The organism is Desulfovibrio sp. Fe33 (genome assembly GCF_028532725.1).
GTDB lineage: Bacteria > Desulfobacterota > Desulfovibrionia > Desulfovibrionales > Desulfovibrionaceae > Pseudodesulfovibrio.
On record NZ_JAQKGU010000001.1, the window covers coordinates 164,086 to 176,975 of the forward strand.

The 12,890-nt window shown below is 61.6% G+C and carries 13 protein-coding genes; 7 read left to right on the forward strand and 6 right to left on the reverse strand.

Annotated elements, in window-relative coordinates; translation table 11 throughout:
- Window positions 1-139 precede the first annotated feature (139 nt).
- The 4 genes from PSN43_RS00790 (at window position 140) to PSN43_RS00805 (ending at window position 5,253) form a co-directional block, all read left to right on the forward strand.
- Window positions 140-2,131: an alkyl/aryl-sulfatase gene (locus tag PSN43_RS00790; protein ID WP_272698807.1), complete on the forward strand. Its 1,992-nt coding sequence runs from the start codon at window positions 140-142 to the stop codon at window positions 2,129-2,131.
- A gap of 145 nt (window positions 2,132-2,276) precedes the next feature.
- Window positions 2,277-2,810: a MarR family winged helix-turn-helix transcriptional regulator gene (locus tag PSN43_RS00795; RefSeq protein ID WP_272698808.1), complete on the forward strand. Its 534-nt coding sequence runs from the start codon at window positions 2,277-2,279 to the stop codon at window positions 2,808-2,810.
- A gap of 240 nt (window positions 2,811-3,050) precedes the next feature.
- Window positions 3,051-3,632 carry a flavin reductase family protein gene (locus tag PSN43_RS00800; RefSeq protein WP_272698809.1) on the forward strand — a complete coding sequence of 194 codons (582 nt, stop codon included), beginning with the start codon at window positions 3,051-3,053 and terminating at the stop codon, window positions 3,630-3,632.
- A gap of 85 nt (window positions 3,633-3,717) precedes the next feature.
- Window positions 3,718-5,253 carry a YifB family Mg chelatase-like AAA ATPase gene (locus PSN43_RS00805; RefSeq protein WP_272698810.1) on the forward strand — a complete coding sequence of 512 codons (1,536 nt, stop codon included), beginning with the start codon at window positions 3,718-3,720 and terminating at the stop codon, window positions 5,251-5,253.
- 394 nt (window positions 5,254-5,647) lie between these two features.
- Here PSN43_RS00805 and PSN43_RS00810 read toward each other — a convergent pair whose 3' ends face one another.
- The 5 genes from PSN43_RS00810 to PSN43_RS00830 are packed head-to-tail and all read right to left on the reverse strand — an operon-like array spanning window position 5,648 to window position 9,083.
- Entirely contained in the window at window positions 5,648-6,007 is a 360-nt protein-coding gene (locus tag PSN43_RS00810) for a response regulator (protein WP_272698811.1), read from the reverse strand.
- Between the two features lies 1 nt (window position 6,008).
- Window positions 6,009-6,383, reverse strand: a complete 375-nt coding sequence (locus PSN43_RS00815; protein ID WP_272698812.1) for a NifB/NifX family molybdenum-iron cluster-binding protein — start codon at window positions 6,381-6,383, stop codon at window positions 6,009-6,011.
- Window positions 6,384-6,406: 23 nt separating this feature from the next.
- The gene (locus tag PSN43_RS00820) at window positions 6,407-7,285 is read right to left on the reverse strand and encodes an ATP-binding protein (protein WP_272698813.1); all 879 of its coding nucleotides are present in this window, start codon (window positions 7,283-7,285) and stop codon (window positions 6,407-6,409) included.
- Window positions 7,273-8,142 (reverse strand): ATP-binding protein, encoded by an 870-nt coding sequence (locus PSN43_RS00825; RefSeq protein ID WP_272698814.1) that lies wholly within the window; start codon window positions 8,140-8,142, stop codon window positions 7,273-7,275. The genes PSN43_RS00820 and PSN43_RS00825 overlap by 13 nt, the downstream gene beginning before the upstream one ends.
- Window positions 8,139-9,083: a DUF134 domain-containing protein gene (locus PSN43_RS00830; protein WP_272698815.1), complete on the reverse strand. Its 945-nt coding sequence runs from the start codon at window positions 9,081-9,083 to the stop codon at window positions 8,139-8,141. Before PSN43_RS00830 ends, PSN43_RS00825 begins: the two co-directional genes overlap by 4 nt.
- A gap of 236 nt (window positions 9,084-9,319) precedes the next feature.
- Between PSN43_RS00830 and PSN43_RS00835 the strand changes: the two genes are divergently transcribed.
- On the forward strand, window positions 9,320-9,763 hold the full coding sequence (locus tag PSN43_RS00835; protein ID WP_272698816.1) for a PACE efflux transporter: 444 nt from the start codon (window positions 9,320-9,322) through the stop codon (window positions 9,761-9,763).
- A 2-nt stretch (window positions 9,764-9,765) separates the two neighbouring features.
- Window positions 9,766-10,404, forward strand: coding sequence for a LysE family translocator (locus PSN43_RS00840; protein ID WP_272698817.1), 639 nt, complete (start codon window positions 9,766-9,768; stop codon window positions 10,402-10,404).
- A 536-nt stretch (window positions 10,405-10,940) separates the two neighbouring features.
- On the opposite strand, the gene PSN43_RS00845 is transcribed toward PSN43_RS00840, so the two are convergent.
- Complete coding sequence (locus PSN43_RS00845) at window positions 10,941-11,111, reverse strand: transcriptional regulator (RefSeq protein ID WP_272698818.1); 171 nt, start codon at window positions 11,109-11,111, stop codon at window positions 10,941-10,943.
- 162 nt (window positions 11,112-11,273) lie between these two features.
- Between PSN43_RS00845 and PSN43_RS00850 the strand changes: the two genes are divergently transcribed.
- Window positions 11,274-12,827, forward strand: coding sequence for a transglycosylase SLT domain-containing protein (locus PSN43_RS00850; protein ID WP_272698819.1), 1,554 nt, complete (start codon window positions 11,274-11,276; stop codon window positions 12,825-12,827).
- Window positions 12,828-12,890 lie beyond the last annotated feature (63 nt).

Below are 12,890 nucleotides of genomic sequence, written 5' to 3' on the forward strand. Positions count from 1 at the left end.
CGCATATGCTATAAATTTATCATTCGGCAATTATAAATGCGAGGTGTGCATGAAACGATTCATAACGAAGTTATTGGCGTGTTGTGCTCTTTGCGCCTTGGCTGCGTGCGGCAGCGCCCAGTCGGAAGAGGGGGAAGAGATGAAACATTTCGATGCCAAGGGAAAGATGCCCTCGGCTTTCACCGTGGCCAGCCAGGAGGAGTTGCGGAAGACGCTGCCTTTCGATGACGCGCGCGACTTCGAAGAGGCCAAGAAAGGTTTTATCGCCGAGCCGGACTACAAACAGATCATGGCGGAAGACGGCCACGTGGCCTGGGACATGGGCAGTTACGCGTGGCTGTTGAAGGATGTGGAATACGATTCGATCCATCCTTCGCTGCAAAGGCAGGCGATTCTCAACATGGCCTACGGCCTGTTCGAGGTCGTGCCAGGCAAGATATATCAGGTGCGCGGGTTCGATCTCGCCAATATCAGCTTCATCAGAGGCGATACCGGCTGGATCGTCTTCGACCCGCTGACCTGCAAGGAAACCGCGAAGGCGGCGCTCGACTTCATCAACGAGAAGGTCGAAAAGCTGCCCGTGGTGGCGGTGATTTATTCGCATTCGCACGCCGATCACTTCGGCGGCGTGCGCGGAGTGGTGGAAGAGGCGGGCGTGCTCGGCGGCAAGGTGCCCGTCATCGCGCCGGTGGGATTCCTGGAGCACGCCTGCGCGGAGAACGTCTACGCGGGCAACGCCATGAACCGCAGGATGTACTTTCAGTACGGGGTGCTGCTCCCGCACAGCCCCTTCGGCCATGTCGATCAGTCCATCGGCAAGAACACGGCTTCCGGGACCACCGGCCTGATAGCGCCCACCCGTTACATCAGGAAGGACTTCGAGGAGCTGACCGTGGACGGCGTGCGCATGGAGTTCCAGAACACGCCCGGCACCGAGGCTCCCGCTGAAATGAACACCTGGTTCCCCGACCTCAAGACGTTCTGGGCCGCGGAGAACATCACGGGCACCGTTCACAATATCTACACCCTGCGGGGCGCCCTGGTGCGCGATGCGCTGTTGTGGTCGAAGCACATCAACGTCGCCCTCTATCGGTACGGCCAGGATGCCCAGGTCATGTTCTCGGCGCACTCCTGGCCGCGCTGGGGCAATGACCGCATCCAGGAAGTGATGCGCGCCCAGAGGGATGTCTACGCCCACCTGAACAACGAGGTTCTGCATCAGGCGAATCTCGGCGTCACCATCAACGAAATCCACAACGTCTACACTCTTCCGGATTCCCTCAAGAGGCAATGGGCGGCGCACAGCTACCACGGCTCCGAGGAGCACAACAGCCGCGCCGTCATGAATCGCTATCTGGGCTACTGGGATGCCAACCCGGCCACGCTCATGCCGTTGTCGCCGGAAGATTCCGCTCCGCTGTACGTCGAGATGATGGGCGGCGCAAAGCCGATCATGGAAAAGGGAAGGGAGCTCTTCGGGCAGGGCAAGTATTTCCTGGCGCAGGAGATACTGAACAAGCTGGTCTATGCGGAACCGGACAACGCCGAAGCCAAGGACCTGCTTGCCGACGTTTTCGAGCAGATCGGCTATCAGAAGGAAAGCCCGAGCGTCCGCAACAGCTTCCTGGCCGCGGCCTTCGAATTGCGCAACGGTATGCCCTCCGGAACGCCGCCGTCCACCACCGGCCCGGACATGATCAGAGGTATGTCCACCGAACTTTGGCTGAACTCCCTCGCCATCAGCATGGACAGCACCAAGGTCGCGGGCAAGGATTTCGTCATCAACCTGGTCACGCCGGACAATGACGAAACCTACGCCATCGAGCTCAGCAACTCGGTGCTGACCAACATCAGGGGAGAGTTGTCCCAAAATCCCGACCTGACCATCACCGTCAACAGGGCAGACCTGGAAATGGTCATGGGCGGAGCCTCCACGTTCGACGAACTCATCAAGGAAGGCAAAGCGGAATTCAAGGGAGACAGAACGCCGTTCGATCTCCTCCGTGGCTCCATGGTGAAATTCACGCCGGACTTTGAACTGATGCCCGGAACCTTGCCCGAAGGCAGGGAAAAGCCGGACAACAAGCACCCCATGCAGATGCCTGAACTCGGCAACACGGCGGGAGGTTAAACCGAACGGGCGGTGTCCACCCGTGAAAGGATGGCGGTTCCGGCCTGCCGAAGCAGGCTCCGCCATCCGGCCCCTTCATTCACATCAGGACCGGCACGGCTTTTCGTCGTGCCGGTTTTTCAACCCCAGATCCTGCGCCGCCCTCATGGGCATCGATACCTTCAAGGTCCGCTCCGCAGCCGATTTTTCCCGCTTCTTGACAAAAGAGCCCCGGTTTTTTTATTTGTATATACAAATGAAGTGTGACCCAACTCTCTCCACCTACTTGAACAATTGTCTGTATTTTACGGCCAACTCCTTGGCGCGCACCGTTGGGCGCATGGCTGAAGAGGCGTTTGGGGATACCGGAATATCTCCGGCCCATGCCTTTTTGATGATGTTGGTGAACGAGCGCCCCGGCCTTACGCAGAAGGAGTTGACCCAAGTCTTGCAATTGGCCCCGTCCACGGTCACGCGATTTGTGGACAGCCTTCAGCGAAAAGGGCTTGTGGTGCGGGAATTGGAAGGCAAGCTCTCCAGGGTTTCGCCCACCGATGCCGGGCTGCAATTGAAAGGCCCCATCGCCAAGGCTTGGAAATCTCTCTATCGCCGCTACAGTGAGATTCTCGGGGAGGAGGAAGGCAAGCACCTCACCGCTATGGTGAGTAAGGCGAACCGCACATTGGAGGAAGGCGGTTGAGTCTGACGTTTTTTCCAGGGTTAATTCCCTGAAGACGACAATCAGGCGTTGAAAGCCGCTTTGCGGCGATAGTCGGGTGATTTCGCCTCCGGCGGGCAAGGGTTCGCACCCTTGCATCCCCGGTATGCGCCTCCGGCGCGGTTTTTTTCCCGCTATGCGGCTTCCTGCGGCAAAAGCGGGGAGTTAAACATATAAGTTTTTTTAGGTTGTCATTTGTATGTACAAACAACGGGGTGCAGCATGACGAAAATCAACATCGGCGACAACGCGTTCATTTTGCCTGAACCGCTGGGCATCGTGGGAACGCATTACGAGGGGCGGCCCAACTTCATGGCGTTGGCCTGGATGACTCGGGTAAACTATCAGCCATGTCTGATGGCCATCGCGGTCAATAAAAACCACGCCACCAGTCTGGGGATTGCCGAGACCGGTGAATACTCCATCAACATTCCTCACGAGGGAATGCATCGTGAGACCGATGTCATGGGGCTTCTGTCGGGAAAGCAGGTGGACAAATCCACGTTCTTCGACATTCACTACGGCGAACTAGAAAATGCGCCCCTCATCAAGGAATGTCCTTTGTCCATGGAGTTCAAGGTGGTGAAGACCGTGGAAATGGATACCAACACGATCTTCATCGGTGAATTGCGGGGAGCCTGGACCGAAGAGCGTTTTCTCACAGACGGGTTTCCCGACATAGAGAAAGTTAAACCGATCATGCTCTCCATGCCGGACAATCACTATTGGGCGGTGGGCCGTAAGATCGGCCGCGCCTGGCATGACGGCAAGGAGCTCAAGGACCGCGTAAAAACGGGCAGGTAGCGATTGGGTGTTTACAGGGTCGCAAATATCTGAGACGTATGCAAGTATTTGGAACTCGAATACGCATATCCCATTGGAACTCCGCATGATCGCCACCATCTCCTGTGCCGCCCTCATGGGCATCGATGCCTTCAAGGTCCAGCTCGAAGTCGACTTTTCCCGCTCCGGTATGCCCTGTTTCACCATGGTCGGCCTGGCCGAAGGGGCCGTACGCGAGGCCAAGGAACGAGTTTTCTCCGCGTTGAAGAACTGCGGCTTCAAGGTGCCGCCCGCCCGAATCGTCGTGAACCTGGCTCCGGCGGACGTGCGCAAGGAGGGCAGCGGCTACGACCTGCCCCTGGCCGTGGGCATTCTCTGCGCCATGGGCGTTATCGACCGGCAGGCCGTGGACGGCTGGTTCATGGCCGGGGAATTGTCCCTGAGCGGAGAGCTCAAGTCCGTGCCGGGCGTCCTGCCCCTGGCCCTTGCCGCGCGCAAGGAGGGCGGACGCGGCATCATCGTGCCCGAGGCCAACGGCCGCGAAGGCGCGGTGGCGGGGGATTTACTGGTACTCGGAGCCTCGGACCTGGGCCAGGTGGTGCGAATGCTTCTGGGCGAGGAGACCATCAAGCCCGCCGAGGTGGACATCGACACGCTCTGGAACGAGCGGTCCCGCCATTTGAACGATTTCGGCGAGGTCAAGGGCCAGGAGCACGCCAAGCGGGCCATCGAGATTGCCGCGGCGGGCGGGCACAATATGCTTTTCATCGGTCCTCCCGGTTCGGGCAAGACCATGCTCGCCAAGCGCATTCCCACGGTGCTTCCGCCCCTCGGTTTTGAAGAGGCCCTGGAGGTCACCAAGATATACTCCGTGGCAGGGCTGCTTCCGGCGGACCGGGCGCTCATGGTCACCCGGCCCTTCCGCACCCCGCACCATACCATTTCGGATGTGGGCCTTGTGGGCGGGGGCCGCTACCCCCAGCCCGGCGAGACCTCCCTTGCGCACCGGGGCGTCCTCTTCCTCGACGAGATGCCCGAGTTCAAGAAATCCGTGCTCGAAGTTCTGCGCCAACCGCTGGAGGACGGCGAAGTTTCCATCTCCCGTTCCCTCATGACGCTCAAATACCCGGCCGACGTCATGCTCGTCGCCGCCATGAACCCCTGTCCGTGCGGCTATCTGTCGGACGAAATGCACCCGTGCACCTGCACGCCCCTGGCCGTGCAACGCTACCGGAGCAGAATCTCCGGCCCGCTGCTCGACCGCATCGACCTTCATGTGTCCGTGCCCGCCGTCCCCTACGAGAATCTCCGGCAGGCCCGTTCCGAAGTGGACTCCGCCACCATGCGCGGCCATATTCTCTCGGCACGGCGCATCCAGGCGGAACGATACGAAGGCCGACACTTCAGCCTCAACGCCGAGCTGGACGGCGCGGCCCTGGAAGAGTTCTGCGCCCTGAGCGAGGCTGAACACCGTTTCCTGCGGCAGGCCGTGGAAAGCCTGGGCCTCTCGGCCCGCGCCTATACCCGCGTCTTGCGCATATCCCGCACCATCGCCGACCTCGCCGGAGACGACACCATCCGCGCCGATCACCTGGCCGAGGCCATCAATTATCGAAGCATGGACCGCGAAGGCACCGCTTGAGGGTGCCTCCGGCGGCTGGGGGAAGGGAGGGAAAAACCCTTTGAAAAGGGTTATTTCCCTCCCTTCCCCCAGACCCCCATCCCTCCCTTTTCCCAAACTTTTTGTGTGCCTTCGGCAGGCGCGCACTAGCACGGCTAAACTAAACTGACCCAACAGGTTCAGTTTAGTTTCTGCTTGTTTTTCATTGGATGCCTTGAAAACGTGAAATAGTGTTTCTCCGCGAAGCGGCGATAAAAAGTTTAGGAAGGGAGAGGAGATAGTGGGTCCGGGGGGAAGAGGAGAGGGAAAGCCCTTTTCAAAGGGTTTCCCTCTCCTCTTCCCCCCGGCCGCCGGAGGCAAAAAAAGTCCCCGCACTGTTGTGCGGGGACTTTTTCATTCGATCATCCGTCGGGGGCTAGACACCGGACAGGCGGTTGGCGAGTTCGGTGCCGTCCTGGGCGGCGGGGTTGGCGGGCAGGGGCATGAGGACGCCGTATCCTTCGGCCGCCTCGTGGAAATCCTCTTCGCTCATGGTGGTGATGACGGCGGTGAGGGTCATGGCCGAGACCATGAGGATTTCGCGGACCAGGTCGAGGGGCTTGTGGTCGGGCAGGTTCTCGTCGATGACCACGAGCGCCGGGGACTTGGCGGACACCCATTCCAGGGCAGCGGCTCCGGAGGAAGCCACGTCCACGTCCTGTCCGGTCTTGTCGGCCAGGGCCTTGGAAAAGGCAGCCAGCTCGTCCGGGCGGGTGGTTGCCAGCACAATGGACATGTTAGTGTCCGCCGCCGCAGGTCTGCTCCACGGTGAAGACCGGCAGGGAGTCATGCAGGAACGCCTCGATGGCGGCGTGCACGGTGGGTGCGCCGGAGCCGTGGTAGACCTGGATGCCGACCTGGTTGAAGCCCATGAGCGGGCGCATACCCATGCCGCCGGAGATGAGGGCCTGGACCTTGTTGTCGGCCAGGTAGTTCACCGGGGCCATGCAGCCGCCCTGAACGTGGGGGCAGCTCGGGACCACGGAGACCTCTTTCACTGCGCCGTCTTCGATGTCGACCAGGGTGTACATGGCGCAATGGCCGAAGTGGGCATCGATGGAGGCGTCCATGCCGCCGGGAGCGGCGGACGGAATTGCAATACGCGTATTCACTGTAAAAACTCCTTACAAATAAGTTAATTGCATGTATCCAAAAGGGCCAGGACCCCGGCCCAGGACGTCTTGAGGGTTTCGGAAAGCTCCGGGTTGTCGGTCTCGGTGAGGACCTTTCGTTCGAGCATGGCGTCGACCACGGCGCGGTCGTGCGGGAACCGTCCGGCCAGGGTATAGCCCTTGCCGACGCTCCACTTTTCGATTTCTTCGGTCATGTCCGGGTTGATGTCCCATTTGTTGACCAGCACGGCGACCTTGGTACGGAAGCGGTCGCAGAGTTCGGCCACGCGCTTGAGGTCGTGCAGTCCGGACGGGGTCGGCTCGGTGACGATGACGGCCAGGTCGGTTCCGGCCATGGAGCTTATCACCGGGCAGCCGATGCCGGGAGTGCCGTCGCAGAGCACGAGGTTGAGTCCCTGTTCTTCGGCGATGGCCCTGGCCTGCTGCTTGAGCAGGGTGACCAGGCGGCCGGAGTTTTCCTCGCCGGGGAAGAGCTGGGCGTGGACCATGGGGCCGAACCGGGTGTCGGAGACGTACCATTGTCCGCAGTGCTTTTCCGGGAAGTCGATGGCCTTTTCCGGGCAGAGAGCGACACAGACCTTGCATCCTTCGCAGGCCAGGGAATCGACCTGGTAAACGTCGCCCGCTTCGCGCACGGCGTCGAACCGGCACAGCTCGGCGCACTGGCCGCAGCCGATGCAGCGATCCGGGTCGATAACCGCCTCGTGGCCGGAGTTGAAGGCTTTTTCCGACTTGAGCTGCGGGTCGAGGAGCAGATGCAGGTCCGGGGCGTCCACGTCGAGATCGCAGAGAATGGCGTTGTCCGCGAGATGGGCGAACGCCCCGGCGATGGAGGTCTTGCCCGCGCCGCCCTTGCCGCTGATGACTACTATTTCGCGCATGATTCGCCTCCCTTTGCCGCCGCGGCGCGCATGTGTCCGCGCAGATCGACGAAGGTTTGCTCCAGTTCGGTGAGCGCGTCCGCGACGACCTCGCCTCTGGAGTAGGCTTCGGCGATGTCGCGGGAGTAGGGGATTTCGGCCCAGACCGGGATGTTGTTCTCGCGGCAGAAGTCGCGCACGGCGGTATCGCCGAGGTCGGACCTGTTGATGACCGCGCCCATGGGCTTGTTCAGCGGGGTGAAGGCTTCCCAGGCGAGCTTGAAGTCATGGAATCCGAAGGGGGTGGGCTCGGTGACGAGGACGATGCAGTCCGCGTCGGTCACGGCCGCGATGGCCGGGCAGCTCACGCCGGGAGGGGCGTCGATGATGATGTCGCCCCGTTTTTTCAGTTCGGGGAAGAGGTGGCGGATCTGGCGCATGAGCGGCGGGCTCATGGCCTCGCCAACGCGCAGCCGCCCCATGACGAAGTCGTGCCGCCCGGCGGTGCCCTTGCAGATTTCGCCCAGTTCGCGTCGGCCCGGGAAGAGCGCGCCCTCGGGGCAGACGGCCAGGCAGCCGCCGCATCCGTGGCACATTTCCGGGAAGACGAGCAGGGTGTCGGCCATGACCGTGATGGCCTTGAACTGGCACAACTCGGCGCAGGCCCGGCATCGGGTGCACTTGGACTCGTCGGCCTCGGGAACCTCGATCCATGCCTTGGCGACGTCGGTCAGCTCGGGCTTGAGGAAGAGGTGGAGGTTGGGTTCCTCCACATCGAGGTCCACGAGGGTGGCGGGTCCGTCCCAAAGGGCGGCCAGGGATGAAGACACAGTGGTCTTGCCCGTGCCGCCCTTGCCGCTTGCGACGGCGTAGATCACTTGTTGCCTCCGGCCTGCGCATTGGGGGCGTCGGCCATGTTGACCTGGCCCGCCATGTATTTCTCGACCGCTTCGCGAACGGTCATGTTGTCCACGTCCTGGCCGATGCTGATGCCCGCGGCCTGAAGGGCGGTGAACGCCTTGGGGCCGACGTAGCCGGTCAGCAGCACCTTGGCTCCGGCGTTGGCCACGTTTTCGGCGGCCTGGATGCCCGCGCCCTGGGCCATGGCCTGGGAACCGCCGTTGTCCACGTACTGGACCACGGTCATGGTTTTCGGGTCCACGATGGCGAAGCCGCCCGCCCGTCCGAAACGGGGATCAACGCGGTCGTCCAGGGTGGGGCCTTCGGTGGTTACTGCTATTCTGCTCATGGTTGCGTCCTTGATTTGCTGTTGTGTTCCGGAACCTGCGGCGGCTCCGCGGCCCTGGCCCATTCCTGCGCCTTGGCTCATTCCTGCGCCCTGACCGCCCATTCCGCGGCCCTGGCCCATACCCATTCCGCGACCCATTCCACGGCCGCGGCCGCCCATGCACCGTCCGCCGCCGCCTGCGCCGCGCGGTCCGGTTCCGTCCATTCCTGGCATACTGTCATCTCCAAGTGTTTGGGACGATTCGCCCCGTGACTTTTTGGGGCATTCCCAGGCGTCACCGGCAAGGGTGTAGTGGCCGCCATCGATACGGATGGCGTGCCCCTCGGCCAGCGCCGTGGCAACAATGTGCCGCGCCGAGCCGAGAACCCTGCCGAAAGTGGCCCTGGATACGCCCATGGCCTGTGCGCCCTCCTCCTGGGTAAGCCCCTGCGCGTCGGCCAGCCGAAGCGCTTCCAGCTCTTCCAGGGTCAGGGTCGCGGTCTGCAACTCGTGCATGGGGATGCCCTGCGGCTTGTAATGCGTCGCACCGGGTTCCTGCTGCACGGTCCGCCTGATCTTTCGTCTTCCCATTGGCCCTCACTCGTATGAACAGTTACACAAATGAAGATACGCTCGGATGTTGAGGAGTCAAGAGCAAAAATGAGCATATGCCCAAAAAAATATTCGGCGGCAGCGAACGGGGAAGGGAAGGGGGGAGGCTGGGCGGAGTGCGGGTAGAGGTAAGCGGCGGCCCGAGTTGCCATTATCAGGCCTGGGCCGGGCGTTCGCATGGACAAGCGGTTCGAGCGGGTGTATTCACCTGGGCCATGCGAACTCCTGCGGATAGGCTCCGCCATACCATACTCTTCGAGGTCATCGGCCTCGTCACCTGTACGCCCCTGGCCTCCTGGGCGCTCGGCCGCGATTTTTTTCGCGTGGGCGTCATGACCATGATAATTTCTCTTACAGCCATGGTCTGCAACTACTTGTTCAACCTGGCTTTCGATCACGTGCTTGAAAGCTTGGGCCATCCGGTGAATGTGCGTCCGCCCTGGCTGCGCGCCGTGCACGCCGTGCTTTTCGAGGCGAGCCTCATGCTGCTGACCGTGCCCTTCGTGGCCTGGTGGCTTGATCTTTCCCTGTGGGCCGGGTTCCTCACGGAAGTAGGTTTCGCCGTCTTTTTCCTGGTTTACGCTTATATATACAACTGGGCATACGACGCGTATTTTCCCATGCCCGTCGCATCCACGGTCAAAACGACAGGAGACTAGCCATGTTCGGCGTCCATGACTTCCTTCTTTTCGTCCTTTCCGGTCTGCTCTTGAACATCACTCCGGGCCAGGATGTCTTTTATGTCGTCAGCAGGGGCGCTTCCCATGGCTGGAAGATGGGTTCCGTGGCCGCCTTCGGTGTGTGCACGGGCTGTTTCGTTCACGTTTTCGCCGCCGCGCTGGGGTTGTCCGCCATTCTCGCCACCTCGGCTATGGCCTTTACCGTAGTCAAGTACGTGGGCGCTGCCTATCTTATCTGGGTGGGCATCTCCATGTGGCGCAAGAACGGCAACGGCGGCGGCGAGGAGAATGATGAATTCTTCCGGGTGAAGGCGAGCAAGGTCTACGCCCAGGGATTTTGGACCAACGCCCTCAACCCCAAGGTGGCCCTGTTCTTCATGGCTTTCCTTCCCCAGTTCGTGTCCGTGGACGCCCCCAACAAGCCGCTCGCCTTCCTTCTGCTGGGCATGGTCTTCACCTGCACCGGCACCCTGGTCAATCTCGCCTATGCCTGGTCGGCCGCACGCGTTTCCGCCAAGCTCGGCAAGAACGGCTCTTTTGGCACCTGGGCCAAGCGCGCCGCAGGCACACTGTTCGTCGGCCTGGGCATTCGGCTGGCCATGTCCGATTCCGTAAGCTAGTTCTGTTTTTCCGTTTCTCGTTCGATAACCGCCGCCCTCACTTGAGGCCCGGCGGTTTTTTTCGAGTCCAGAATTCACCCCTTCACTCGCGGCGGCCCACCACAGAACGAAACGCCGCGCCGAAGGCGCATATATGGGATGCAAGGGTGCGAGCCCTTGCCCGCCGGAGGCGAAATCATCCGATCATCGCCGCGAAGCGGCTTCCAACGCCTAATTCTGTCTTCAGGAAATCAAAAGAGCGGGAGCCGCTTTGATCCCGCCTCCGCACTCGCGGCGGACCACCACAGAACGAAACGCCGCGCCGAAGGCGCATACATGGGATGCAAGGGTGCGAGCCCTTGCCCGCCGGAGGCGAAATTACCCGATCATCGCCGCGAAGCGGCTTCCACCCCTGTATTTTTCCCCTCCTTCCATGAACAACAGCCAGGCCGGGAGGAATGCGCAGCCTCCGGAAACGGGAAGCCCCGGTCTCGGGGGAAGAGACCGGGGCTTCATCATCAAGAGGAGGTAAGGCAGAGGGTGTGACTATCGGTTATCTAGGCAGGTTCGTAGTAGCACCGCTTGGGTGAAACCACGCTCCCTTCTTCCTTGAGGGTCTTTATGGCCTTGGAAACTTCTTTGCCGTCCACATCGAGAACTTTGGCGATGTCGCCGGGACGAACCGGCTTTCCGGCTTCCCGCATGGCTTTCAGAACTTTATCTTTCATTGAAATGCTCCCTTGCTCATTTGATATCAAGAATCATTCCTGATTTGAAAGGAGTTGTCAACAGGAAATCGGCGTTGTTGCCACGGCACGGGCAAAAAGGTAGAAAAGAAGACAGTCCCAGGCTTTTGTCCGTTGTTTCCGATCCTCCAGCCAAGGAGCCCCATGATCGAATCAGCCACCATGTCAGGAAGGGGAATCCGCCACGGAATCTACTGGCCGCATAGGCGGTTGGAGCCGGAGGCGTTGTCCCGCGCAGCCGTCCGCGGAGGGCAGAAAGACGTGTCGAGCCGGTTCCGGGCGGTGATCTTCGGGTGCATGGCGTGCCTTGCGCTGGCGGGGTGGGCCGTTCCGGCATGGAGCGCCGAGCCGAGGAAGCCTGTCGGGGAACGGGTGCAGATGGCGTGGAAGGGGGACCTTCCGCAGCTCATTGAGAAGCGCCGTCCAATCCGGGTGCTGGTGGTCTACAACCGGACCAACTTCTTCATGAAGGAAGGCGAGATGCGGGGCCTTGAAGCGGACAATATGCACGCCTACGCCGACTATCTGGGCAAATCCCACGGGAAGGATAAGGTTCGGGTTGTTTTCGTGCCGGTGCCCTTCAATGAGTTGTTTTCGGCTCTGCGGGAGGGGCGGGGAGATATCGCGGCGGCCGCCCTGACCGTGACCGCCGAGAGGGAAAAGGAGGCGGCTTTTTCCGAGCCGTACCGCACCGGGATTCGGGAGATCGTTGTCGGCGGCCCCGGGAGCCGGGAACCGGCATCGGCTGAGGCGTTGTCGGGCCTCAAGGTGACGGTGTTGAGGGGATCGAGCTATGCCGAACACCTGGCGGCCCTGAATGCGGCCCTGAAGAAGCAGGGGAAAGCGGCGGTGCGCGTCAGGGAGGCCGACGCCTACCTGGCCACCGAGGACCTGCTGGAGATGGTCGCCAGGGGGATGCTTCCCTACACCGTGGCCGACGAGTTTTTGGCCAGGCAGTGGGAAAAGGTCTATCCCGATTTGCGATTGTATCCTGACGCGTTTGTCCATTCCGGCGGCGCGCTCGCCTGGGCCGTGCGAAAGGACTGTCCCGAACTGCGCAGGAGTCTTTCCGAATTCGCCGCCACCGTGCGCCAGGGGACCCTGCTCGGCAACATGCTCTTTAAGCGTTACTACGAGGGGGACGGCGGCTTCATCGGGGACCCGACCGCTCCGGTGGAGATCGGCAAGCTTCGGCCCATGGCCGACCTGTTCCGCAAGTATGCGGAGATGTACGATTTCGATTGGCTCAAGATCGCGGCCCTGGCCTACAGGGAGTCGCGTTTCGACATGAGCCTGAAAAGCCGGGCCGGGGCGGTGGGCGTCATGCAGATCAAGCCGTCGACCGCCGCCTGGTCGGAGGTGGGCATTCCGGATGTGTCCACCCTGGAGAACAATATCCACGCCGGGGTCAAGTATCTGCGCTACCTGACGGACAACTATTTCGCGGACGCGGCTCCGGACGCGAGGATGGATTTCGCCCTGGCCGCGTACAACGCCGGTCCCAACCGGATATCCCAGGTGCGGAGGCGGGCGGAGGAGATGGGGCTTGATCCCAACCTCTGGTTCGGCAACTCGGAGTGGGCCGCCTACGACCTCATCGGCCGGGAGACCACGGCTTATGTGGCCCAGGTTTTGATGTGCTACGCGGCCTACAAGGGGGCGGAGGACGTCCTGAGCAAGCGGCGCGAAGCCCGGTGACGGGGCGCGCGGCGCGAGTCCGGGCGCGGGGATCGCGTCCGGGCGCATGACCAGACCCCGGGC

Excerpts from the sequence above, each read along its gene's own strand:
- PSN43_RS00790 (WP_272698807.1), top strand. The coding sequence starts at position 140 with ATGAAACATTTCGATGCCAAGGGAAAGATGCCCTCGGCTTTCACCGTG.
- PSN43_RS00800 (WP_272698809.1), top strand. The coding sequence starts at position 3,051 with ATGACGAAAATCAACATCGGCGACAACGCGTTCATTTTGCCTGAACCG.
- PSN43_RS00820 (WP_272698813.1), bottom strand. The coding sequence starts at position 7,285 with ATGCGCGAAATAGTAGTCATCAGCGGCAAGGGCGGCGCGGGCAAGACC.
- PSN43_RS00850 (WP_272698819.1), top strand. The coding sequence starts at position 11,274 with ATGATCGAATCAGCCACCATGTCAGGAAGGGGAATCCGCCACGGAATC.
- PSN43_RS00845 (WP_272698818.1), bottom strand. The coding sequence starts at position 11,111 with ATGAAAGATAAAGTTCTGAAAGCCATGCGGGAAGCCGGAAAGCCGGTT.
- PSN43_RS00795 (WP_272698808.1), top strand. The coding sequence starts at position 2,277 with ATGGGCATCGATACCTTCAAGGTCCGCTCCGCAGCCGATTTTTCCCGC.
- PSN43_RS00840 (WP_272698817.1), top strand. The coding sequence starts at position 9,766 with ATGTTCGGCGTCCATGACTTCCTTCTTTTCGTCCTTTCCGGTCTGCTC.
- PSN43_RS00835 (WP_272698816.1), top strand. The coding sequence starts at position 9,320 with ATGCGAACTCCTGCGGATAGGCTCCGCCATACCATACTCTTCGAGGTC.
- PSN43_RS00810 (WP_272698811.1), bottom strand. The coding sequence starts at position 6,007 with ATGTCCATTGTGCTGGCAACCACCCGCCCGGACGAGCTGGCTGCCTTT.
- PSN43_RS00805 (WP_272698810.1), top strand. The coding sequence starts at position 3,718 with ATGATCGCCACCATCTCCTGTGCCGCCCTCATGGGCATCGATGCCTTC.
- PSN43_RS00830 (WP_272698815.1), bottom strand. The coding sequence starts at position 9,083 with ATGGGAAGACGAAAGATCAGGCGGACCGTGCAGCAGGAACCCGGTGCG.